At 60.0% G+C, this 23,154-nt stretch carries 17 protein-coding genes; 15 read left to right on the top strand and 2 right to left on the bottom strand.

Annotated features, from left to right (window positions below; all coding sequences use genetic code 11):
- Positions 1 to 72: 72 nt before the first annotated feature.
- Entirely contained in the window at positions 73 to 1,590 is a 1,518-nt protein-coding gene (locus tag AC2FAN_RS09040) for a UxaA family hydrolase (protein WP_485173452.1), read from the top strand.
- A 180-nt stretch (positions 1,591 to 1,770) separates the two neighbouring features.
- Positions 1,771 to 2,976 (top strand): fumarylacetoacetate hydrolase family protein, encoded by a 1,206-nt coding sequence (locus AC2FAN_RS09035; protein ID WP_485173451.1) that lies wholly within the window; start codon positions 1,771 to 1,773, stop codon positions 2,974 to 2,976.
- 148 nt (positions 2,977 to 3,124) lie between these two features.
- On the opposite strand, the gene AC2FAN_RS09030 is transcribed toward AC2FAN_RS09035, so the two are convergent.
- Positions 3,125 to 4,147: a Gfo/Idh/MocA family protein gene (locus AC2FAN_RS09030; protein ID WP_485173450.1), complete on the bottom strand. Its 1,023-nt coding sequence runs from the start codon at positions 4,145 to 4,147 to the stop codon at positions 3,125 to 3,127.
- Between the two features lie 40 nt (positions 4,148 to 4,187).
- Positions 4,188 to 4,991, bottom strand: coding sequence for an SDR family NAD(P)-dependent oxidoreductase (locus AC2FAN_RS09025; RefSeq protein ID WP_485173449.1), 804 nt, complete (start codon positions 4,989 to 4,991; stop codon positions 4,188 to 4,190).
- A gap of 558 nt (positions 4,992 to 5,549) precedes the next feature.
- Here AC2FAN_RS09025 and AC2FAN_RS09020 point away from each other — a divergent pair.
- The 13 genes from AC2FAN_RS09020 to AC2FAN_RS08960 all read left to right on the top strand — a co-directional run bounded on the left by AC2FAN_RS09020 (position 5,550) and on the right by AC2FAN_RS08960 (position 22,839).
- On the top strand, positions 5,550 to 6,863 hold the full coding sequence (locus AC2FAN_RS09020; protein ID WP_485173448.1) for an extracellular solute-binding protein: 1,314 nt from the start codon (positions 5,550 to 5,552) through the stop codon (positions 6,861 to 6,863).
- A 156-nt stretch (positions 6,864 to 7,019) separates the two neighbouring features.
- Positions 7,020 to 8,045 carry an aldo/keto reductase gene (locus AC2FAN_RS09015; RefSeq protein WP_485173447.1) on the top strand — a complete coding sequence of 342 codons (1,026 nt, stop codon included), beginning with the start codon at positions 7,020 to 7,022 and terminating at the stop codon, positions 8,043 to 8,045.
- A 118-nt stretch (positions 8,046 to 8,163) separates the two neighbouring features.
- Positions 8,164 to 9,069 carry an SMP-30/gluconolactonase/LRE family protein gene (locus AC2FAN_RS09010; protein WP_485173742.1) on the top strand — a complete coding sequence of 302 codons (906 nt, stop codon included), beginning with the start codon at positions 8,164 to 8,166 and terminating at the stop codon, positions 9,067 to 9,069.
- A gap of 340 nt (positions 9,070 to 9,409) precedes the next feature.
- The gene (locus AC2FAN_RS09005; RefSeq protein ID WP_485173446.1) at positions 9,410 to 9,901 is read left to right on the top strand and encodes a helix-turn-helix domain-containing protein; all 492 of its coding nucleotides are present in this window, start codon (positions 9,410 to 9,412) and stop codon (positions 9,899 to 9,901) included.
- Between the two features lie 538 nt (positions 9,902 to 10,439).
- Complete coding sequence (locus tag AC2FAN_RS09000; RefSeq protein WP_485173445.1) at positions 10,440 to 12,545, top strand: AAA family ATPase; 2,106 nt, start codon at positions 10,440 to 10,442, stop codon at positions 12,543 to 12,545.
- Positions 12,542 to 12,760, top strand: coding sequence for a hypothetical protein (locus AC2FAN_RS08995; RefSeq protein ID WP_485173444.1), 219 nt, complete (start codon positions 12,542 to 12,544; stop codon positions 12,758 to 12,760). Before AC2FAN_RS09000 ends, AC2FAN_RS08995 begins: the two co-directional genes overlap by 4 nt.
- Positions 12,761 to 12,840: 80 nt before the next feature.
- Positions 12,841 to 13,191, top strand: a complete 351-nt coding sequence (locus AC2FAN_RS08990; RefSeq protein ID WP_485173443.1) for a DUF6634 family protein — start codon at positions 12,841 to 12,843, stop codon at positions 13,189 to 13,191.
- Between the two features lie 329 nt (positions 13,192 to 13,520).
- Positions 13,521 to 14,231, top strand: coding sequence for a hypothetical protein (locus tag AC2FAN_RS08985; RefSeq protein WP_485173442.1), 711 nt, complete (start codon positions 13,521 to 13,523; stop codon positions 14,229 to 14,231).
- Positions 14,228 to 16,585 carry a transposase gene (locus tag AC2FAN_RS08980; RefSeq protein ID WP_485173441.1) on the top strand — a complete coding sequence of 786 codons (2,358 nt, stop codon included), beginning with the start codon at positions 14,228 to 14,230 and terminating at the stop codon, positions 16,583 to 16,585. The genes AC2FAN_RS08985 and AC2FAN_RS08980 overlap by 4 nt, the downstream gene beginning before the upstream one ends.
- Positions 16,586 to 16,596: 11 nt before the next feature.
- Positions 16,597 to 17,730 (top strand): TniB family NTP-binding protein, encoded by a 1,134-nt coding sequence (locus AC2FAN_RS08975; RefSeq protein ID WP_485173440.1) that lies wholly within the window; start codon positions 16,597 to 16,599, stop codon positions 17,728 to 17,730.
- Entirely contained in the window at positions 17,727 to 19,616 is a 1,890-nt protein-coding gene (locus AC2FAN_RS08970; protein WP_485173439.1) for a TniQ family protein, read from the top strand. The genes AC2FAN_RS08975 and AC2FAN_RS08970 overlap by 4 nt, the downstream gene beginning before the upstream one ends.
- A 19-nt stretch (positions 19,617 to 19,635) precedes the next feature.
- On the top strand, positions 19,636 to 22,572 hold the full coding sequence (locus AC2FAN_RS08965; protein WP_485173438.1) for a TniQ family protein: 2,937 nt from the start codon (positions 19,636 to 19,638) through the stop codon (positions 22,570 to 22,572).
- Between the two features lie 33 nt (positions 22,573 to 22,605).
- Entirely contained in the window at positions 22,606 to 22,839 is a 234-nt protein-coding gene (locus AC2FAN_RS08960) for a type II toxin-antitoxin system Phd/YefM family antitoxin (protein WP_485173437.1), read from the top strand.
- The last annotated feature ends 315 nt before the right edge of the window (positions 22,840 to 23,154 follow it).

Here is a 23,154-nt window from a genome sequence, read left to right as displayed (position 1 = left end):
TGCCCTAAGGCGGCCCAAACGCGCACCGTACGCCTCGTCGACGTGCGGCCTCACCGACAGGAATTCAGGACGATGCAGCCAGTTATATGCCTCCATGCCGACGACAATGTCGTCATCGCGCGTACGGCGTTACTGGTTGGTACGCCCCTTGCCGACGGGGCTGTGACCTCCGTGCGCATTCCTGCAGGGCACAAGGTCGCCGTCCGACCAATTGCCCGCGGTGAGGCGGTGCGCCGCTATAATCAGATCATCGGCTTCGCGACCACCGACATTGCCCCAGGGGAACATGTTCATGTTCACAATCTGGGCATGGGGGATTTTGCGAAGGACTATGCCTACGGCAAAGACGCGAAGCCGACCGACTACGTCGAGGTCCCTGCGACATTCGAGGGCATTCGCCGTCCCGGCGGCCACGTCGCCACCCGGAACTATATCGGCATCCTCACCTCGGTGAATTGCAGCGCCCACGTGGCGGGCCTCGTAGCCGACGCCTACAAGCGGCATCCACTGATTGGGATCGAGCCACTCGCGGACTATCCGAACGTCGACGGCGTTGTCGCACTCACGCACAAGACCGGCTGCGGCATGGCCGATGGGGAGCCTCTCCAACTCTTGCGGCGCACGCTTGCAGGTTACGCGCGACACCCGAATTTCTCCCACATCATCGTGCTGGGACTGGGATGCGAGGTGAACCAGATCAGCGCGATGCTGAAGGAGCACAACCTGACCGACCGCATCCGCAACATGGACATTCAGGCCATGGGCGGCACCCGTAAGACGGTGGAGGCCGGCATGGACTTTGTGCGCGAGGTCCTTGTCGACGCGAACCAGGTCCATCGAGAGACAGTCCCGGCGAGCGAGCTCAAAGTCGCACTGCAATGCGGCGGCTCGGACGGCTACTCGGGCGTCTCGGCCAACCCCGCTCTCGGCGTTGCAAGCGATCTCGTCGTGCGCAATGGCGGTACGGTAATCTTATCGGAAACGACCGAGACCTACGGCGCCGAGCATCTTTTTACTCGTCGAGCCGTAAGCCAAGAGGTCGGCGAAAAGCTAGTAAGCCTCATGAGCTGGTGGGAGGAATACACTCGCAAGCACGGGGCGGAGATCAACGCAAATCCGTCCCCCGGCAACAAGGCTGGTGGGCTCACGACAATCCTTGAAAAATCCCTCGGCGCGATGGCCAAGGCTGGAAGCACCAACCTCGTGGACGTGATCAGGTACGCCGACCCCGCGACCGCCAAGGGGTTCGTGTTCATGGACACACCAGGCTTCGATCCCGTCGCGGCGACCGGTCAGGTTGCGGGTGGCGCAAACGTCGTGTGCTTCACCACCGGGCGCGGAAGCGTCTTCGGTTGCAAGCCGGCGCCGTCGATCAAAATCGCAACCAACACTCCTCTCTACAAGCGGATGGAAGAGGATATGGACGTAAACTGCGGCACGATCCTCGACGGTGAGGAGAGCGTTGTAGAGTCCGGACAGCGGATTTTCGAGCGCATCCTAAAGGTCGCTTCCGGCGAGAGAACCAAGAGCGAGCTGTTTGACTTCGGCTCTGCCGAGTTCGCCCCTTGGCCGCTCGGCGTCACGGTCTGACGCGGCGGGCGTCCCGCGCTCTCACCGAAGCCGACGTTGTGCTGCGCGATTGGAGGGATCCAACAGCGGTCCTGCCTCCCGCCAGTTCGAGAACACCTAGCGAAGCTCGCCTGGAACGTCTGGCCGCCGTCGTCATTGGACGCGGCCCCTTGGTTTCGACACCTGAACGGAAGACACGACATGAGTTCAACGGCTTCGCGCCACGCCCACCTCGGTCGAACCCTGCCCGCCGATGGCTTCAACGGCGCGCTTGCGGGGAGAGTATGGCGCCCCGGTATCGGGCCTTCGGTCGTTGCGATCCGAGAGGATGGCGTATTCGACATTTCGTCCCTTTCCCCCACGATGAGCCGGCTTGCGGCCACCGACGATCCGGCGCGCATTTTGACGTCAGCCGTGGGCGAACGGGTGGGGTCCCTTGATGAGATCCTCGCGAACACAGCGCCGGACAGCAGGGATACGTCGCGTCCTTGGCTTCTAGCCCCCATCGATCTTCAGGTCGTGAAAGCTGCCGGCGTAACGTTCGCGGTGTCCATGCTGGAACGCGTCATCGAAGAGCGGGCGCGAGGAGATGCTAGCGCCGCAGCGGCTATTCGATCGGAAGTCCTGCGACTGGTTGGTGATGATCTGAGGAAGCTCAAGCCCGGCTCGCCGGAGGCAACGCGGCTCAAGGAAGTTCTCGTCGCTCAGGGCGCCTGGAGCCAGTACCTCGAGGTGGGAATTGGACCGGATGCCGAGGTGTTCACCAAGGCGCCCACTCTCTCCGCTGTTGGCGCCTTCATGGATGCCGGACTTCATCCACGGTCGACTTGGAACAACCCAGAGCCCGAAGTTGTGCTCGTGGTCACTGCCGACGGTCGGATCGTCGGCGCAACATTGGGCAATGACGTGAATCTGCGAGATTTCGAAGGCCGTTCTGCTTTGCTGCTGTCCAAGGCAAAGGATAACAACGCCTCCTGTGCAGTCGGACCCTTCGTTCGGTTTTTCGACGAGACGTTTTCACTCGATGACGTCCGCAAGACGACAGTGACGCTGACGGTGGAAGGAGAGGACGGCTTCATGATGGAAGGCGCGTCGTCCATCGCTGAAATCAGTCGCGATCCCGAAGATCTCGTGGCCCAGACACTCGGTCCGCACCACCAGTATCCCGACGGCTTCGTCCTTTTCCTCGGCACGATGTTCGCGCCGACGCAGGATCGCGACGTGCCTGGAATGGGGTTCACGCACAAGACCGGCGACATCGTCACCATCGCGGCTTCCGGTTTGGGAGCGCTGACAAATCGGATGAAGCCGAGCTCCTCCTGTGAGCCTTGGACCTACGGCTTGGGCGAGCTGATGATGAATCTCGCGCGGCGTGGCCTCCTCGGCGGAAGCCCGCTAATTCCCTAGCATACGAGTGCAAGGCAAAGCCTTGCCGCGTCAGCTCGCTTGAGCGCATCGCCGCGGCGAGGCTTTGTATTTTTCGTTGGCGGTATGCGAACCTCAATTGCGACAAGACATCGACGCCGACAAGGTCGCCGTCGCGACAAGCAGGGCCTCACATTTGCGATGGATCAACGGGCCGTCCCGTTGCCGCAGCATGGAGAATCGCGCTGGCTAGTTGCAGGCTCCGCAAGCCGTCCTCCCCGCTCACGATCGGTTCCTCTTCCCCGCGTACTACGCGGCAGAAGTGCTGGAGCTGCAGGCGATACGCATCGGCAGTCTGCGCCACGCGGCTTTCGCGACTGATCGGGCGAGTCCATCCGGGCTCCCCGTCAACTCGGTACCGCCAGAGGTGCAGGTCAGGAAACTCAAGTGAGCCTTCGGTGCCCAGGAAGCGATAGGAGTTTTCCCTGCTGACCGGAAAGGTCGGGTTCTCGCCAGAGTTGGCATCCCACGACCAAGGGGATGGACTAGCATCGCAACCAACGACTGTACCTAACGCGCCGCTTTCGAAGCGCAGCAGGATGCTCACGGTGTCTTCTACGCTGTGCGGCCGTGCCAATGCCGCGGCATCAGCCATGACGTTCGTCACCTCTCCGCAAACATATCGAAGCAGATCGACATCGTGGACTAAATTTGTCAGGACGGGTCCCGCGCCGGCACGCCGCCGCCATTCGGGCTCGAAATAGCTGTCGGGCTTCAGCACGGCCCAAATGACATTGACCGCCAACAACCGCCCGATGTCGTGCTTCACGATCTCCCGCGCTCGTGCAACGATCGGGTTGTGGCGCCGGTGATGGCCGACCAGTATTTTCGCGCCGGTCGAATGGGCGGTCGCGATCAACTCTGCCGCTTCACTCGGCTCAGCTGTGATCGGCTTTTCGATCAGGACGTGAGTGCCGCGCGCGACGACAGACAAACCTACATCGCGATGAAGCTGCGTCGGGACCGCTATAATCACCCCATCGACCATCTGAGCATCCAGCAGGTTCTCGACGGACGCGTAGTGCCGCACGCCGAGTTCGCTGGCGAATGCCGCTGCACCCGGGTCGGGGTCCACGATCCCCGCCAGAAGGGTGGAAGTTTCATCAACGCAGTGCAACGCGTGCCGGCGCCCAATAGCTCCGGTCCCAGCCACGGCTATGCGAAGGGGTCCGTCGCCTGCGGATCCTGACGACTTAGCCACGGATTTTCTGCTCCGATGGGCCGTCCTTGCGCAGTGCTATTCCGGGGATGCGATCCAAAACGGAAAGCGTGAGGCCGCCATCCACGATGATATTCTCGCCCGTTATGTACTGGTTCTCTGGGTCGATCAGGAAATCGACGGTGCGTGCCACATCATGAGGGGCGCCGATCTGCTGCAATGGCACGATGGCCTCACGCTGCCGGGCGACTGCGGCATCTTCATAAATGGCTTGGGTCAGCGGTGTTCTGATCATCCCTGGCGAGACGCAGTTTACCCGGATGCCGTGCTGACCCCATTCAAGGGCCATCTGCTTGCAGAGCATGATCAGAGCCGCCTTAGCTGAACTGTAGGCTCCCGTTTGCCTGTGGGGATGAATCCCCGATTGCGAAGAGATCGCCACAATCGCTCCGCGACTCGCCTTCAAATGCGGAAAGCCGGCCTTCGCGAGGAGCCAAGTCGCGCGGCATGTGAGGGCGTACATGTTGTCCCACACCTCAAGCGACATGTTCTCCAACTGGACCGGATCCACCGCACCAGCGTTTGATACGATCGCGTCCAGCCCGCCGAATTGATCCGCTGCTGATTGAACAAATTGATCGGGTGTCGCGGCATCGCGCAGATCGCCTTGGAGAATGAGAACGTCGCAGCCTTGGCGTTTCAGCTCCTCCTCCAGTTGCTCTACGTCCCCACGCCTCTGGCGCACGCACATTGCGAGCGCAGAATTCGGCGTGCGAGCAATCTGGCGACAGATCGCGCCGCCAATCCCTTGGCTCACTCCGGTTACGAGGGCTCGCATCAGATTTATCCTTTCAGCGCCGTAGCAACGGAATTTGGCTCAGCGCCTTGCCGGGAAGCCGGGCGAACAAAGTCGACAAACGGGTGGTCACCAGCCACCGGGGGGCTTGAGCACCCGGGGACGTGGCGCTCGCGTGGGTGGGAAGCGCTCATTGACAGCAGTCATGCTGATAGATAGAACATCGTTCCATTAGTGAGGTCAACACTAACGCGAGTAAGCCTGCCTGTCGTAAGCCGATAAAGATCACGCAGCGGCCGCTATCACGTAAGAATTGATCCGCAATAAAGCCGGCCAAGCCAGGGGATGAAACTATCCGCCATCATGCGGCGGATGAATGCCGAATTCACCGCTTTAAGCCTGCAGCATGTCGCCCTTGAATATTGATAAAACGGCACGTGTCATGCGGTTAGATTCTAATGGAATCGTCTCCAATAGGCATAATGCATGCCAAATTAGAAAGAGAACAGCGTTCCAATTAATGCGCCTTGCCTATGTCTGCCGCGCAATCGGCGCCTCTCAGGCCCGCACGGCATACGACCAACAATCGGAGGGGATCTGATGAGCGTGAGAACCAACAAGATGGGGCTTTCGCGGCGTTCGATCGTCGGCGGCCTTGCCGCGTCGACTGTCACTGGCGCGGGGCTGCGTGGAGCAGTGGCTCAATCAGGCGCAGTCACTGAGATCAGCTACAACGGCTTTTTGGATCCAGCAAATATCAATGATCCGCGCGCAGCTGCGCAAAACCGAATGATAGAGGCATTCGAACGAGCGAATCCCTCCATCAGGGTCAAGGTCATCGTCGACCCAAGCGGCGCGAATGGTGTTCGCGCTGCGCGGGCAAAGTCGAATTCGCCGGACGTAATCCGAGTCGCGAATTTCCAACAGCCGGAATATGCGGCGACTGGCTCGATCCTGCCTCTCGATGAGTTCGTGGCCCGCGATGGAATCGACGTGAACGACTGGCTGATCCCCTTGGATCAGGCCAAGATCAATGGCCGGCTTTGGGGACTGCAGCAGGATTTCCGAATTCCTATTCTCATATATCGGAAGAGCCGCTTCCTGGAGGCTCAGGTTTCCGCGCCGCCCTGCACCTACCGCGAGGTGGGAGAGTTGGGTGCGAAGCTGACAAAGGGCGCCAACATCGCGTACGCGGTTCCGCTAGGTGTGAACGGGGGCATCGGCGGCGCTCAGGCATTCAACGAGTTCATCGTCAGCTCAATCCTCGCAGGCAACGCCGGTGCTTTGTTCGCCCCTGACGGTCGGCAGATCGCATTCCCCGAAGAGCGGCTCCTACTAGCGGCGGAGACGGTCCGCGACTTGTTTGCAAAGAAGGCGTCCACGTCAGTTAGCCTGCAGTACGGCTACAATGAGCTGCAGGACGCGTTGCGCTCGGGAACCGTGGCTTCCGCAACGTTCGGCTTATACCGGTACAAGACGATGGAGCGCTCGGTCGCGAACAATGACCTGGCCTGGGCGGTCGCCCCCTCTCTGGCGGCCGACGACAAACAAACAGTCTACGGATTTCAGCTCAGCATCAACGCGAACTCGCCTCGTAAGGACGCGGCCTGGCAGTTCGTGAAGTTCATGGCTAGCCCAGAAGCGCAGATTATCGCCGCGAGTGGGGGTGAAGTCGTTGCCCGCGCCAGCGCATATAAGGATCCCTCGCTTCAGTCTCAGGATACGGCTGATCAGCAGGGCTGGAAGAAGCTCGTCCAAGAGCGAGGCCGCTTGGTGACCTATTCGGTTATCCAGTCGGCATTCAACCAGATCGTGGGCGAGGCCTTCCAGCGCATGATCTTGCGGGACAACCGGCCAGAAAGCGTCGTAGCGGAGGTTCAAACTCGCTACGACGAAGCGCTCGCAAAGGCCTGAAGTTTCGCAGTCCGCCGGGGTGTAGTGGAGCGAGACGGTGCTCGCCATTCCCTACGCTGAGGCGCCGCGCTTTTCGCGATTTCAACACGCAGTAGGGGCAATTGCTTCATGAGGTATCGGTACCTGGGTCGGACTGGCCTTCAAGTCAGTGAGTACATGCTCGGAACGATGAGTTACGGGTCGGACGGAAACACCGACGAGCGCGAGTGCATCAGCATCGTGCATGCCGCGCTCGATCGGGGCATCAACTTCATCGACACCGCAGACACCTATTCCCACGGTGAAGCTGAGGAGATTGTTGGCAAGGCCCTAGCGGGTCGACGCGATAAAGTCGTCCTTGCTACCAAGTTCAGGTTGCCGGCCAGCGGCGAGCGGAACGACCAGGGAGGGTCCCGCTACTGGATCATGAAGCAGGTCGAAAACAGTCTACGCCGGCTGAAAACCGATCATATCGACCTGTATCAGATGCATCGCCCGGACCCGCACGCGGATCTTGACGAGACGCTCGGCGCCCTCACCGACCTTATATCTCAAGGCAAGGTCCGATACCTCGGCTGCTCGACATTTCCGGCCTGGTATCTCGCTGAAGCGCAGGCCGTCAGCCGATTGCAGAACCTATCGCGGTTCGTGAATGAAAGTTCTCCGTACTCGCTCTTTCAGCGCACGGTCGAAAGGGAATCGCTGCCGGCCGTCCAGCACTATCGGATGGGATTCACGGCATGGAGCCCACTCAATGGAGGGTGGTTGACCGGGAAGTATCGATCCGACGGGACCGTGCCTGCCGGATCCAGAGCCGAGCGAGTTAAGGGGCAATGGGGTGAGCATTATCCCGTCCTGCAGTCGCGATTTGACATGACGCGTCCCGGCAATCTGAAGAAATTCGAGATCCTCGCGGAGCTTGAGTCGATCGCCCAACAGGCCGATTTGCGGCTGATGTCGATGGCGATGGCATTCCCGCTTGCGAATCCTGCGGTGACCTCCGTGATCCTCGGCCCCCGCAAGCTTGACCAGTACAAGGATATGGAGCTGGGCTTCGACACGCGGCTTGATGCTTCCACGCTCGATAAGATCGATGCGCTCCTACCCCCCGGCTCCCTTATCGAGGAAGCAGACCGCGGCTACGTATCGCCGTGGATGTCCCTCGCGGTTAGGCGTGAGGGGATTTCAAAACTTCGAGCATAAGCCGCGGCGGATCGCCCGCGCCTTGCAACCGGCCGCGAGGGACAGTTTCTAACCCAGCGATAACGGAGTCGTGCCGCGTTTTGCCGGCCTTTCCGGTATGCATTTTGGCGGAGTTTCAATGCTGGTTCTGGCAGAGGATCTGCAGTTCCCCGAGGGGCCAATCGCTCTCGAAGACGGCTCCGTGCTGCTCGTCGAGATGGCCCGCGAGACGTTGACACGTGTCTGGAAGGGTGGCCGCAAAGAGGTCATCGCCAAAATTCCCGGAGGACCAAACGGGGCGGCCATTGGGCCCGATGGGCACGTGGTCGTTTGCAACAACGGCGGGTTCTCCTGGATCCGTGAAAATGGAACCTGTCGCCCTCATGGACAAAGCGTCGATTACAGCGGTGGTCGTATCGAGCGTGTCGATCTGAACACCGGTGTGGTCGAGCGCCTCTACGATAAGTGCGACGATCACGGACTGCGCGGCCCAAACGACCTCGTGTTCGACCGCTTCGGGGGGTTCTATTTCACCGATCACGGCAAGCGTCGTGCCCGGGATATGGATCGCGGTTTCGTCTATTACGCCCGAGCAGATGGTTCGGAAATTCGCCAGATCATTGAGGGAGTGACGCTACCAAATGGCATAGGCCTAAGCCCTGAAGGCGATACCTTGTATGTGACGGAGACGGATGCCGGGCGCGTCTGGAGCTGGGAGCTGATCGCGCCTGGAGAGGTGATCCGAAAGCCCTGGCCTTCTCCCAACGGAGGAAACCTAGTTGCAGGCCTTCCCGGCTTCATTCGCCTAGACAGCTTGGCCGTGAGCCAATCCGGCAAGATATGCGTCGCGGCGCTGGAGGACGGCGCGATATTCGAAATCGCTCCGGACGGAGCTGTCGTGAACCGTTACGAATTTCCCGATCCTATGGTCACGAATATCTGCTTCGGCGGTGCGGAACATCGTACCGCATACGTCACCCTTTCTTACCAAGGGCAGCTCTGCTCGTTGCCCTGGCATGAACCCGGACTTGAGCTGGCCTATTGAGGTTTAGGCCGGTCCGCGCCCGCGATTCCAGGGTGTGATCGCAGGAGGAAGCGCCCCGTTTGTTGAGATAATCCGCGCGCTTTGCGTTGTGGGCCGCCTCGGCTGCATGGATTGATTCTGCAATCCTATCTCAATGAAGGAATCTTCGGCGGATAGCCGAGCAATAGCGCTGCAGCGTCGACAAGCTCGCCGTGTTTCGCAACTTCGCGACGCGCTTGAAGGGGTCGCCCCCTCAACCGCAAGGACCAATTTTGCAATCCTTTGATGGAGAGATTCTGCTACGCTGAGTGAGATCGGTGAGCTTAATCCTGCTCGACCCAGCGCGGCCAGATGGAACTGCATGTCCGATTCCAAGGGTTTAAAAGCATCGGGAAGGGCATCTCGCCCGGATAGTGCATCCGGGCTAAATCCGGACATTGGGTCCCCCCAGAATGACTGGAATTATAGCAGCGGCATCCGAATCTTTCATTTCGGCGATGGGCATCCCCCGCCACTGACGGCAACCGGGTTTCTGCCAATGCCGCCGGATCGGCAGCTTGTAGGTTGCGTATGCCAGGCGGCAAGGGCACTGCTAGACGTGACCCAGGCCTGGCTTTGGAAGCACGCTCAAGTTTCCCGGAAGACCATCAATGATTTTGAAAACGGATACGCTCGTCCTAAAGCGGCTCTCAATCTCAGGATAAGGCGCGCGTTGGAGCGCGCGGGCGCGCAATTTATCTACGGAGAGAATATCGTCGGCGTGATCGTCTATCGGACCAGGACGATGCCAGACGAGCCTGCGATTTCTGCGACCTCAGGCCGTGGCGTTAACCATAATTCGCTCAAATTGTAGCAAAATTTTTATATCCAAGATATATTAGTTAACGGTCAGCGCGCTTCGATGGCGTCCGCGTTGATCGCTACCTGCGGCGAAGATTGCCGACCTCGTCTGCGGCCTCACATATATTGGCCGGTTCAAGCCATCCTCCGAACAGCTATCCAGTTGCACGCGCTTCTTAGTCGACGCGTGACGCTAATCGTCGTCGCTCGTATCCATGGAGCCATCAATGGCAGCCTTGAGACGCTTCGGCCTGGCCTATAGACCTTACGCATCTGTCAGCGGCAGATGTCCTCTATCAGATTTCCACACCAGAGCTCGCCCGATGGCAGCGCTCGCTATGTGCCTTCTGGGCGATGATCAGTCCGCCGCGCTGTTGGATGAGGAATTTGACGAGCTCTCTTGCGAGCCTGGCGTCCTCCTCCAGCTAGTCAACCAAGCCTGATCGCTAGCTCGGTCAGCCGACCGATTTTCAAAACCGTCTCTCCTAGTACCACGCCGACCGATCGCAGATCGCCCGGCAGAGCGATGCCGCCCTACTCGTGGAGCTTTCATGCAGCACCGAAAGCCGATCTCCGGCGCGAAGAAACACGCCCCAATGCCGCCTGATCTGCTGGCGCGTGCCTATCTTGATATTCTCGCTCGCGAAGCTGGAGCGAAGACCAAACCCATGCTGCCAGGAGTGTACTCAGACGCCGCGTTGGAGCGTCTGATCGACGACCTCGAAGTCTACGCGGGGGATACCTCCAGCGCTCGTCTCCGCCCGGATGTGGCGGCGGTCGCGATTTTGATGGCACGGGCGATCGAAGCTGAACCGGGACTGGCTGGGCAGCTTCGTCGTGACGCTCCCGTCGTCGTCATGACCATACACAGCCCCAACCTGGTCGAGACGGCAAAGGAAGTCGCGCAGGAATGCGTGCTCCCCCAACACTCACGCGTTTTGGATGTCGAGAGCTCGACGTTGGTGAGTCCGCAGACACGTGGGATTCTGGTGGTTCGCGACGGCACCGCCAAGCCAGATCGCCGCGATAAGGGGAGCAGGGAGGTCACCTCAGCGCTGCAGTATCGGATTCCCATCATGGGAATCGCGCCCGATCCCCTGCGACACCTACCCCAAGCGCTGATCCGAACCGCCGCTTTCAAGCTCACGCTGCCGTCGCTCGACCAGGCAGGCGTTGCCCTGATCGTTGAAGCTGTCACCGGCCTCGCGCCGACGCGCGCGATGGATACGGGCCTCGTTCGCATGCTCGACATCGACGATCTCCCACTTGCGTTCAGGTTCGGCCTGCGGGGAAACGAATGCCTTTCCGCGATCGAAGATGTGGTGAGGAAGCGCGGGGACTACCTCTTCGAAGGCCCCTCGCTCGAAGAGCTCACCGGCTATGGCGCAGCCAAAGATTGGGGGCTGCAGCTGGCCGAGGACCTGACGGAGTACCGTGCTGGTCGCCTGAGTTGGGCAGACGTCGATCACAAGGGCCTCTTGCTTTCTGGGCCACCGGGAACGGGCAAAACGCAGTTTGCGCGAGCTCTGGCGAAAACAGCGCAGGTGCCGCTCGTTTCTACCTCGGTCGCGGAATGGAACTCTGCATCATACCTTTCGGGCACTCTTCAGGCGATCCGGGACGCGTTCTCGCGAGCTCGCCGCCAAGCGCCGTGCATCCTGTTCATCGATGAGGTGGACGGGATCTCGGATCGCGCGAAGCTTGGCGGCGACTACATCGAATATTGGACGCAGATCGTGAACCTGCTGCTGGAGCAGCTGGCCGCCATCGAGGAGCGAGCTGGGGTTGTTGTCATAGCCGCGACCAACCACCCGGATCGCATCGACCCAGCGGTGAAGCGTGCCGGCCGGCTCGATCGGGAAATCCAGATCGAGAAGCCCGATACGCGCGAGCTGGTTGAGATATTCCGTTTCTATCTAGGCTCGCAAACCTTGAAGGATGCGGACCTCGTTCCTCTGGCGATGGCCTCGCGCGGGGCCACTGGGGCTGACGTCGAGGCGGTGGTACGGCGTGCAAAAGGCACAGCCCGACGCGCTCGTCGCGAGCTCACGATCGATGATCTTTTGGCGGTGCGGAATGGTGATGTTCCTGCACTGTCTCCGGAGGCCAGGTGGCGTATCGCGGTCCATGAGGCGGGGCACGCACTTGCTGCGATCGCGTTGGAGGCCGGGCATGTTGGTGGGGTCTCGATCCATCCTACCGGCGGCTTCGTCGAGTTCCGAAGCAATATCTCAGGATCCTCGACATACGGGCGGTTGATGACGGAGATGGCGGTCCTCATGGCTGGGAGAGCCGCGGAACGCTTGATCCTTGGAGATGTCGGCGCGGGAGCCGGAATGGCCCGTGAATCGGATCTTGGCCGTGCAACAGCACTTGCGTTGCTGATCGAGGCTCAGTGCGGGCTGGGGCACTCAGGTGAAGCCTACATCGGCGATATCAAGGACCTCGTCTACGCCCCAGCGCTTCATCTGGCAGTCAATCTGCAGCTCAAGGACGCTGAGGCCAAAGCGTCGCTTACGCTCGATCGAAAGCGCGGCCGGCTTGAGGCGCTCGCGAACGCGCTCAATCAGGAGGGATATCTGTCGGGCGATGAGATCCGCTCGATCGTCTGCGTCACACCTATCGACTTGAACGAAGCCGAAGAGGAATTCGCATGACCGATGCCAATCACACCCCGCGCAAAGTTCGGAAGTCCAAATCTCTCTCTGAGATCGAGGGGCGCCTCCTGCAGGCCACGCACGACCTTGCCGGCACACTCGGTGTTGAGCCTCACCAGGCAATCCGCGCGCTTGCGACTGTCGTGCAGCGCCGCGCTGACTTTGAGCGAATCCGACGCGATGCGAATGTCGGCGAGCCATTAGTCAGCCCCTGACAACCCCGCCACGCGAACGGATCGGCCCGGCTTTGGCCGGGCGGGTCCTGTCAGCTTGTATAGCAGCGAAAGGTGAGGCCATGCAGGAACTGGTTGAACGCATCAAGTTGGCTAGTGCCGATCTATCGCGACTGGAGCAGGGGTGGAGGCCTTCTGCCTATGATCTGGCGGACGCGGTATTCCTCGACAACTGGATCATTGGCCTCCAGCCCAACACCAACCAAACCGTCTTCTGGGGTGAAGCTGTCGGGCATCCGATCCTGGGCAACAGACATATCGTCACGAGCCCAGTCCTTTGGGTCAGCAAGGATCGTCAGATCGCTCGGACGCTGAGCCGCTGGTATCGTTTGGGCGAGCCCGCGCCCGCATCTATCGAGCCGATGCGATGCAACGAAGTGGACGAGCCGCCCGAGCCGGCAGCCGGCGCGTAGACGCGGGTCTCAATTCACTCAAGCTCTGAACGCTCGATCCTTGTCCCCGGCAGGGCGGGAAGGATTGTTTAACGATACGCCATCAAGCGATAGTTGTAGTGTATCGCGAGTTCGCGCAATTAATGATTGAGTCAGAATCGCTGTCGTACCCCTTTATCAACAACAGAGGCGCGGAAAAGTTCATTACCTAGCGTAATGCTCTCATTCAGGCGCTCATAAGACAAATAATAATCTAGAACGATTCTGCAATCTGACAATTGCAGCCGCCAGAAATCTGCCCGCGCTTTGCGTGGGCGGGTCGAGAACTTGCGTGTTTTCGGGGGGTGAACATGGAAATTCGTACGCGGGCGGAGGCCGTAGATCCGTCTAAGGGCAGTCGAGACGTTGTCACGGGATCTCGGGACAACTTCACGGGCTACTTTCCATCGCGGAAGAACGGAAAGCTCATTCAGTATGAGAGCCTGTTAGAGCAGCGGATGATCCGCCTGATGGAGGCGGACCGGCATATCGTCAAGTACAAGGACCAGCCGGATGCGATGGAATGGCGCGACGGCGCCTATCGCTTGCGGCGCTCGACCTTCGATTTCTGGTACAAGTCCGATGACGGATCTGAGACGATCGTAGAGGTTAAGCCATGGGCCCGCGTCCAGAAAATGGGCCTGTTGGAGCACTTCGCTTTCGCGCGTTTCGAGCTGGGGAAGCTCGGATACAATTTTGAGCTTTGGACCGATCGCGAGCTGAACGCCGGCGTGCGCCTGGCCAATGCTGAGATCATTTCCTCCGCCAACACGGCCTTCTTTTCTGATGAATTGCTGCTTCGCCTTCGGAGCCTGATTTTCCAGTATGGCGACCGGGCGACCGTGGCTCAGCTACGTCATGGCGTGGATAGCGTAGAGGGCACCAACTTCGCTTGGTGGGGGATTGCCCGCCTCATAGCGCGCGGCGAATTCGTTCAGTGTTCGCTCGACGCGCCTCTCGATGACAACGCCGTAGTTGCAGCAGTTCGCGTTAACGGCTCCACCAAAGGAGCGTCCCAATGAATGCGCCGTCTCTGAACCTTCATATGGGCGATGCGGTTCGCGTCGGAACCGACTGGTGGGAAGTTCTTCACCGTTCGCGGAACGAGGTCGCACTTCGTCTGAGCGGTACTTTCACGACGCGCACGCTCTCGAATAGCGAGCTCATCGAAGCATATTTCAAGAACGAGATTGAGATCCTGCGGAAAGCCCTGGGAGCGGGGCTTCCTAAGGGTGTCGACGACATGATCGCTCGGACCTTCGAAACGATTCCCCAGCCGTGGCAGGAGGAAGCGCTGCGCCGGCTGGATTTCGTGCAGATCACGGACAGGCTTTTCAAGCGCTTTCGCGGAAAGCCGGGCTGGGCCATGCGTCCAGAAAAGGGCGAGGGTTATGAGAAGGCGGCGCTGATTGCCGCACACATGCGGCAGAAGCGACAAGCCGATCGCCTTGGCATTCGCCGATCTGAGGTCGGCAAGGAGACCGTAAGCGCTTCGACTCTTCGCGCCTGGTACACGCGCTGGCGTAAGGCTGGCCACGCGCTTGGATCCCTTGTGCCGCTGCACGAGAAGAAGGGCGCCAGCGCGCCGCGCATGGATGAGATCGTTGTGCGTATAATCGCCGACGTCGTGCGCAGCCGGTACCTCACGCTGGAGCGCCTGCCGCTGCGCATGGTGCATCAGCTGATCTGCGCGGAGCTCATCAAGAAGAACGAGGAGCTAAAGATCGACGATCCCTCGTTCGAGGCTCTGCCGCACCCTAGCGAAATGGCGGTGAGGCGCTGGATCAAGGAGTATCTCACTCCCTACGAAATCACCTTTGCGCGTGAAGGCAAACGCGTTGCCGACCATCGCTTCAAGCTCGCGAAGCCCGGGCCGGTTGCGACGCGGCCGCTTGAAGTCATCGAGATCGATTCCACGCTCGTGGATGTGCTGTTGATTTCGCCAGGCGAGGCCAATCGCAAAGCGCCACTCAAGCAGCGTCGTACCGAACGTGTGTGGCTAACCCTTGGGATTTGCCGGGCGACGCGCATGGTCTTCGGCTGGGCGTTCTCCCGCCACAAGCCCGATTGGTCTGCCATCATGGATATGCTTCGCATGGGCGTTCAGCCCAAGGACCTGGAGGGTGCGGGGCTCAAGACCGAATGGCCGGTCCTCGGTGTCCCTGAGGTCCTGGTTCTGGATAACGCCAAAGAGTTCCACTCGCACTCTATGCGGGCGGCTGCCGGTCAGCTGCTGATGGAGTTGCGGTATACGCCGCGCCGGAAGCCCTGGCTGAAGGGCCGGGTCGAGCGATTTTTCCGCGAGGTCAGCTCCGACTTCGTTGCGCCGATGCCTGGCCGGACCTTCAACAATGTCGTGAACAAGGGCGAGTACGATTCCAAGGGGCTCGCCATCATGTCCCACCAGAAGCTCGAAGAGCTCTTCAAGACTTGGGTCGTGGACATCTACCATAACCGTCCGCATGCCGGGTTGCTGGGCAAGACGCCCCTCCAGGCATGGGAAGACGTGTCCGGTTATGGAGTGCGGGTTCCGCCGAAGGCGTCCGATCTGGACGCGCTGATCGGGCTCGTCGTGCAGCGTACGATCCAGCGTCGCGGTATTGAGTTCATGGGGCTGATCTACAGCTCGCCTGAGCTCGTCCAGTTGAAGCGCCGCGGCGGTCACCTGGGTCGTCAGTACCTCGTCAAGATCGATCCTCTCGATCTCACGGTGATCCTGGTGCTCGATGAAAAGGGCAAGGAGTGGGTTCCAATCCCGTGCCTCAAGGCCGCTGACGTCGCCTCGATAAACCTCGCTGTCTGGGAAGAGGTCGTCGCGATAGCTCGGAAGAAAACCGAAGCTGGGCAATATGTGGCCTGGGAAACCCTTATCGAGACCCGGGTCAAAATCGAGCAGGAACTCCTCGTAGAGGCGCGCACAATGACGCCGGAGGATCGCCAGCGCGACAAGCGTCTCCGTCGCCCTTCCAAGAAGGACTACGAGGACATCCTCGCGAAGCCTGAGTTCGTGAACTTTTCCATCGCGGTGGTCCCGGATGCTCCGGTTCAGTTCGCCGATATTCCGGAAGAGCACAAGGATGTCGAGACCGTCGATGCGAAGCCGGTCAGTGAAGCTGGCGGCGTTCCGCTGGAAGAGCGGGACCCGGAGGCACATCGCGACGAGATTCACCGAGATGCCGCTGCCATCGAAGAGGACAGCAACCTTCGGGTCAGCGAGATGCAGAAAAACGTGACGTTGGCCAAAGAGCATCTGAACTCGGCGGGCACGGTACCGCCTCTTGCCGCGGCGCTTATTGAGAATGCCGCCAACGAGGAAAAGACCGAAGAAATCAAGAACTACGACGACCTCTCGCACTTCGAGATGTCCGACGACTGAGGGGAACTCCGATGAATGTTGCGGTTAAAATCAACCCGGACGACGCGTATTCAAAAGCGCCGGACTTTGAGCAGCGAGCCAAAAAGAACGGGCGATACGCTCAAATGGCGGCGATGGTGAAAGGCAGGTATCACTCCGTCGGACGCGAGAAAGCCGCGGAGTGGTTTCGGCGGATGCGTATGATCGAGGTCCCGACGGGGACCTGGGTGCAATCGCGCGATCTATTCGATCAGATTATCGCTGGCCTGGGCGAAGAGGAAGAGGGCAAGGCCTTCGCGGTCGACGGCCCCACGGGTGCTGGCAAAACGCACATTCTGCGGCGCCTCAGCCGCCACAAGAATCTGGAGATGATCGAGACCGAGGAAGGACCTCTGCGGCCCCTGCTCAAGGTGGAGATCCCGTCGGCGTGCGACCTACGCAAGCTCGGCGTGCGCATGCTTCGCCGAATGGGTGTTGGGGTGGCGCTGGCTGAGGACACCGGTGACGGTGAGTCTAAAATCACCAAAGGAATCCGGCTCGACGCCGAAGATATCTGGGACGTGATCCGTATTCAGCTCGCGGCTCAGGGCGTCATGGTCGTCATCATCGACGAGATCAATAACGTCTTCTCAAACCCCAAGAGCCATGAGCGCGCTCAGATCGCCATGAAGCTCAAAGAAATGCTGGTCGACAAAGAATGGCCGGTCTCCATCGTTCTGGCGGGGGTCAAGGCGGCGAAGTTTGTCGAGGAATATCCCGAGCTTCGTCGTAGGACACCGATCATTGAGGTTCGACGCCTCGACAATAAGCGGCGAGACCATATGGCCCTGCTGCTGCAAAATTTCGAGAAAAGGCTGGGCTTCGAGAAGAAGCTTGATCTCCACCTCAATGATAACCCCGAGCGCATGATCCACGCGACGGACGGAGAAGTTGGCCGCGTTGCGGATTTGTTCAAGCTCGCCGGTGTCAGCCCTTGGATGGCGGGGCGCTCGATGACCATGTTGGATCTTGCTGCTGCAGCGGAAGCAATCGGCCTCTGCGACGTGAGGGCCAACCCATTCCGAGTTGCTGATCTGTCGAAGCTGAAGAAGAAGAAGTCCCTCGAGGACTATGACCGCACGCTTCTGCGAGGCAACCAACGCCCCTCGATCGAGGACGAAGTGTGAGGGCCGCCACTCTGCCGGTTCGCCCGATCCGACATTCGGGCGAACCAGCCTACGCTTACTGCGCGAGAATAGGCGCGACGAACGGCCTGAAAACCCTGACCGATTGTGGTCATGTTTTTGGCTTCCGGTCGTTTGAGATCATCCAAGGCAAAGCCTTGGAGAGCGTCGCTGAACTTGCGGGCCAGGATATTGCTGCCTTGTCTTTCGATACCGCTAGAACGGCCCCCGACAGCGTCGAGCTGCGCGGCGAGCGGCTGTTTCGAAAGCAGTGGACCATCGCTTCACAGTGCAAGGTTTGCCCATTGTGCATTCGTCAGGACCTGGCGACGCCTGAGCAATTCCGACGCCGTTTCCCAAGGGCATGGCGACGCACCCATTGGGACATCCGTGCCCTCGATGTGTGCCTGGAGCATTCGGCGCGTCTCCTCGACGCCTGTGAAGCCTGTGGCGACAAACTTTCCTACGAGAACGCCTCAGTCGGCCACTGCCCGCAGGGACATGACATCGCGCCGTTCATTTGCGAAGCCGTGCCTGAAGTTGAGACGGTCGGAGCTCGATACATCCTCGGCCGGCTCGGCTTCGGAAATCGCATACGCTCAGCATTCCTAGATGACATGGAACTCGGTCGAGCAATCACGACTATGGAGGCCATGGGTCGAGCCGCGATGGGAATTGAGCGGTATGTTGAGGAGGCTTCGAGAGCTTCATCTGGCGCCATCATCTCTGCGGGCTTTGATGCCATTCAGGGGCTGACCGAACGGCTGCCGGTCATTCTGGACAGACTCGTCGGCATGTCTGGCCACCGCCCTTTGCGGTGGGGCCTCCTGAAGGCTTACGGCGACTTCTACGAGTGGCTGATGGATGAGCCACAATCAGCGATCACCGACGCATTGCGGGCTGGCATCGTGGCCCACGCGCAGGCTTCGGATCACGTCACCTTCAAATCAAAAACTAGCATCGCCGGCGTTGTGATAGCGAACTCCAAGCACGTCCCCCTGGCTGAGGCTGCGGCGGAATGCGGCATGGGAGCTGAGCGCTTTCGGCGGTTCTGCGAGGCGCAGGGCATCCTGCCAACCGCTAGGCTTCGACAAGGGGAAAGCGCAAAAATCTCCCGAGCTTTCGTGGATCAGCTCAAGGACCTGATTGCCGAGTGCTTCAACGCGACAGAACTTGAAGTCGCTCTAGGTGTGTCGTCAGCCGCCGCTCGCGCGATCGCCGACGCAGGACTGGTCGAGCCCATAGTGCCGCCCGAGAAGCGCCGAGAGCTCAGATTCAACGTCGCCCTATTCTCGGTGCAGTCGGTCCGCAAGCTTTTGGACAACCTCGCCGAGAGAATCCAGCCAAGTGGTGAAAATCTCACCACGTTGCCAAAGGCGGCCGGCTCTCTGCGGGTGGCAACTTCGAAAGCAGTCCAGCTCGTGCTGTCGGGGCGATTGGCGATCCGAGGCTATGACGGCAGCGCTCCTGGCCTTCAGGCGTTTCTAATCGACCGCTCCGAGCTCTCAAAAGCGATTGGCCAGTACCTTTCCGAGGAATTTGTGCCGATCTCGGTCGCTGCTGACCAAATCGGCATCAAGGGGGAAACCGCTCGGGTGTTGCGCGATCATCAGCTCCTCGACGCAACGCGCCATCGAAACAGCCTTCTGGTGCGACGGGATACGCTCCAGAAGTTCGTCGACGACCACGTGACGTCCCAGAGCCTAGCAGCCAAGGGCGGCTTTGGCTCGGCAAGCGCGGCCACAAAGCAACTTAGGAAGGTCGGGCTGACCCCCATTCTGCCTGTCGAGCTGGCTCGGCAGGCAATCTATCGCCGGTCCGATGCCGAGGCGGCGCTGGCCAGCTGGCAACAACTCAAATCCGGCGCGGAGCGCGCTACCGAACATTGATTGGCCTGGAATCATCACCATGAGGATCAATTACGTCGCCGTTCATCCCATTCGCCAGGATGGGGAGCCGGCTTACGCTCATTTCATGCGCTTGGCCCAAGCCAACGGTGTAGAGCGGCTCGCCACACTGGCGACCAGCGTCGATCTCGAATCTTTCCGCCTTCACATGCGATCGTCTTTGGAAACGATTGCGAAGGTGGGCCGCTCGGATATGAGCCGCCTTGCTCATGACACGGCCACTGACGATCGAGACATCGTCACACTGCGCGGTGAGACGCTGAGGCGCGGCACACAGTGGGCCTCCGCTAGCGTTCGCCGAGCATGCCCGGCATGCTTCGCCGAAGACAAAAAGGTTGCTGAAGCCCGCAAGCGCCGCCTGCCGCGTGCCTGGCATCGCACCTGGTGGGATGTGACCGCGGTAACTGCGTGTCCGGTCCACTACTGTCGCCTCGTCTCCCGCTGTCCGAAATGCTCCGAGCCGTTCGACCCAGGCCGCGGTACAATCGATCGCTGCCCCAACAACCACGAGATCAGCCGATTCGAATGCGTTCCCGCCGACGCGCAGGAGGTTCGTGCATCCGCTTACGTGGTGGGGCGCCTGGGAGGCGGACCGCGCATCAACGTTCCTGCACTGGACGACATGCCTTTGCACTGGGCGATCGAGACCATGGAGGTCTTGGGATACGCCGAGACCGAGCGAACCTTCGTCAAGCAGTATGGCGACAGCCGTGGAGCGTCCAGCCAGTCGTGCGGCATTGGGCTGTCAGTAGTGGAGGATCTGGCGACTGCTGCCTCTAAGCTCGTCGCCAGGCTGAGGGAGGGGGCTCATACGGTTCGGGGCTCTGGCAAGCAGAAGGCCTACGGGGGCTTCGACAACTGGGCTCTTGGGCTGCCCGACGGTGCTATCAAGCGCCACCTGACCAAAACGATTGAGCACGATAAGGCGTCTGCTGGCGTTGGCAGGGCCATCCGCATCGCGCCAGTGGAAGGCTCCGGGATCAGCCTCTCGAAGGCGGCGCAGATGATCGGGACCAATGTCGACTGGGTCCGGCGTGTTGCCGTCGAGAAACGATTTATCGAGCCTCGGAAACGTTGGAAGGGAGCGCCTATCACGCTGTCCGAGCAGACCATCGAGATTCTGCGCGAGCAAAAGGACAAATGGCTCAATCTGGAGGAAACCGCGAGGCGACTTGGCGTCGAGGTGACCAGCATGAAGCGATTGCTCGATGCAAAGCACTTGGACGGAATCACCTCGGACAATCCGAGGGTAGAGGGGAGCGCTGGATTCGCGCAATGGCGAATTTCTCCGGAGACCGTCGATGGCTTCATCGAGAAGCTGGAACGGACACTCGTGCCGACTCAGGGCCCGGCCTTGTCGTTAATCGAGGCCAGCTTCGCCGCGTCAAAGCGTCTATCTGTCGTGGTAGGCTTGATATTACGCGGTCATCTGTCGGTTTGCGCCATAGACGATGACGCCCAAGGGTTGGATCGACTGAAGGTCCGCCTTGTCGACATCAGGACCGCGCTTCAAAAAGACCGCGGCGACATGCTCAGGTTCTTGGAAGCCAGCGCCGAGATAGGACTGACGCCTGCTGTCGCGAAGGAAGTGCGCGATGCTGGATACCTGCCGGCAACGAAAACCGGCAATCGCTACGACGTATCGAGGCAGGACGTCGATGAGTTCAACGAGCTCTATACGACGTCGGCCAAACTGGCAGAGACTTTTGGGCTTCTGGGCTGGCAATCCGCCGATCAGCTCCTGAAAACGATTGGGATCAAGCCTCTAGGCGACCGAGATTTCAACAAGAGCTATATCTACCATCGCGCCGAAGCCGAGGACGCGATCCGAGGTTGGTCCGAATCGGAGACCAAGCCGGAGACGTACTCCGCCGGTGGATGGCTGTTACCAAAAGAAGCCATCGCGCGACTCAAATTGGCATATCCGTTCGGCATGGAATTGATTGCCGCAGGCATCCTTGCGAGCGAAGCTAACGCCAGAGGACGACGCCTGAGCGAACAAGCGGTTGATGCGTTCAAATCCCGCTACATCTCAACGATCGAGGCGGGAGAGTTGCTGGGCCGCAACCCTCAAAGGGCGGTTCATGCGCTGCGAGATGAGAAGCTCGTGGCTGGGCCGCCACACTATTCCAGCTACCTTTGGGAACGAATCCCCGCGATGGCGGCCATCGAGCGGGTGCTTTCAGTGGTTGAGGAGGAGTCAACCCGCTTCGTTTTCAATGCGGAGGAGCACCTCATCGCAACACAGATTATGGAGCTCATCGGCATAAACCGGGACACGGTCACGCTGATGCAAAAGCAGGGGCTGATCTCGGCGATCCGAGCGAGCGGGCAGTACTATTTTTCGGTCAGTGAGGTTGCCGCGTTCCGCGAGCGCTATCTTTGTGGGAAGGACTTAGCCGAGGCACTAGAGGCAAACACAAAAAATCCAGGCATGGCACCCATTTGGTTTGCCAAGCGGCTGGGTTTGACGCCCGTTTTTGCCCCTCCAGCGGGAAGGATCCAGATTTTTGACCGCGTCGAGTTTGTCGAAGCGGTCCGTCAATTCGAGATCGAACGCCAAGCCGAAGAGGAGAGGCAGGCGAAGATCGCGGAGATTCCGGTTCTGGCTTCGCTTGAAGCGGCCGCGAGGCTGAGACTCGTGCCGGCATTCTTAGCGCGGGTCGTCAAAGCCGGCCTTCTGAGCGGGGAAGAACGGAAGCGGAGCTTCGTATTCACGGTCGAGGAAATTGAGCGGTTTGAGCGAACTTACATCCTAGCGACCGAAGCATCGGAATCGATTGGGAAGAAGGGTGCGATGACGGCGGTGGCCGCTTTGGCCCGATTGGGGGTTTCCCCAGTGGTGCCGTACAGAAGTATCGGCGGCTACATCTACAACAGGGAACAGGCGCTGACAGCGCTCGGTGGGCTCAAATGGGAACGTCGGACTGCCACCTGAGATGCGGTCTGGCCAAGCGGGACGAGATATGACGTGCCCCAGTTTTCGGTCCGTGAAGCACAAATCCAACTGACCGAATTGATTGCGAGGGCGCTGGCGGGTGACGACGTGGTCATCACTCGCCGCGGCGTGCCGGTGGTGCGTCTGGCGCCAATTGCGCCACGGGGCAAACGGCGCTTTGGAGTGCTCAAGGGCAAGATCGCCATCGATGAACGCTTCCAGGAACCGCTGCCCGAGCATGCGCGCGATGGTTGGGACATCGGGTGAAACTTCCCATGTCGCCCCCAGGCTGACTAGACCGAGCTTTCTACGGTGCCTTTTTTGTCGCGCCTCTGTTTGCGCATCAGGGCTCGTAGTTCGCGCACTCTCTGTTTGCTAGCGTCGGCCAGTTCAGTCTGGCTGCGTTCACCTTCCCGCGTGAGCGCGACCGAAACCGACCCTTTCAAGCTCGGTTTCGTCTCTTCCATCGATTGCAGCGACCGGTGAGTCAATTCTCATTCCAACATCAGGTTGCAGCGAGGCGGCACTACCGAGATTTTCCGGTAGTGCTGTAGAGCGAGCTGGCGAGAAAAGCTATGAGCC

It is taken from the genome of Allobosea sp. RIT-PG3_2 (genome assembly GCF_057321085.1).
This window is presented reverse-complemented; position numbering and strand designations above follow the sequence as displayed.

What these genes read in the sequence shown, in the direction of transcription:
- AC2FAN_RS09025 (WP_485173449.1), bottom strand. Translation starts at nt 4,991, where the DNA reads ATGCGAGCCCTCGTAACCGGAGTGAGCCAAGGGATTGGCGGCGCGATC.
- AC2FAN_RS08990 (WP_485173443.1), top strand. Translation starts at nt 12,841, where the DNA reads ATGCAGGAACTGGTTGAACGCATCAAGTTGGCTAGTGCCGATCTATCG.
- AC2FAN_RS08985 (WP_485173442.1), top strand. Translation starts at nt 13,521, where the DNA reads ATGGAAATTCGTACGCGGGCGGAGGCCGTAGATCCGTCTAAGGGCAGT.
- AC2FAN_RS08980 (WP_485173441.1), top strand. Translation starts at nt 14,228, where the DNA reads ATGAATGCGCCGTCTCTGAACCTTCATATGGGCGATGCGGTTCGCGTC.
- AC2FAN_RS09015 (WP_485173447.1), top strand. Translation starts at nt 7,020, where the DNA reads ATGCTCGGAACGATGAGTTACGGGTCGGACGGAAACACCGACGAGCGC.
- AC2FAN_RS09020 (WP_485173448.1), top strand. Translation starts at nt 5,550, where the DNA reads ATGAGCGTGAGAACCAACAAGATGGGGCTTTCGCGGCGTTCGATCGTC.
- AC2FAN_RS09040 (WP_485173452.1), top strand. Translation starts at nt 73, where the DNA reads ATGCAGCCAGTTATATGCCTCCATGCCGACGACAATGTCGTCATCGCG.
- AC2FAN_RS08975 (WP_485173440.1), top strand. Translation starts at nt 16,597, where the DNA reads ATGAATGTTGCGGTTAAAATCAACCCGGACGACGCGTATTCAAAAGCG.
- AC2FAN_RS08965 (WP_485173438.1), top strand. Translation starts at nt 19,636, where the DNA reads ATGAGGATCAATTACGTCGCCGTTCATCCCATTCGCCAGGATGGGGAG.
- AC2FAN_RS09005 (WP_485173446.1), top strand. Translation starts at nt 9,410, where the DNA reads ATGTCCGATTCCAAGGGTTTAAAAGCATCGGGAAGGGCATCTCGCCCG.
- AC2FAN_RS09035 (WP_485173451.1), top strand. Translation starts at nt 1,771, where the DNA reads ATGAGTTCAACGGCTTCGCGCCACGCCCACCTCGGTCGAACCCTGCCC.
- AC2FAN_RS08995 (WP_485173444.1), top strand. Translation starts at nt 12,542, where the DNA reads ATGACCGATGCCAATCACACCCCGCGCAAAGTTCGGAAGTCCAAATCT.
- AC2FAN_RS09000 (WP_485173445.1), top strand. Translation starts at nt 10,440, where the DNA reads ATGCAGCACCGAAAGCCGATCTCCGGCGCGAAGAAACACGCCCCAATG.
- AC2FAN_RS09010 (WP_485173742.1), top strand. Translation starts at nt 8,164, where the DNA reads ATGCTGGTTCTGGCAGAGGATCTGCAGTTCCCCGAGGGGCCAATCGCT.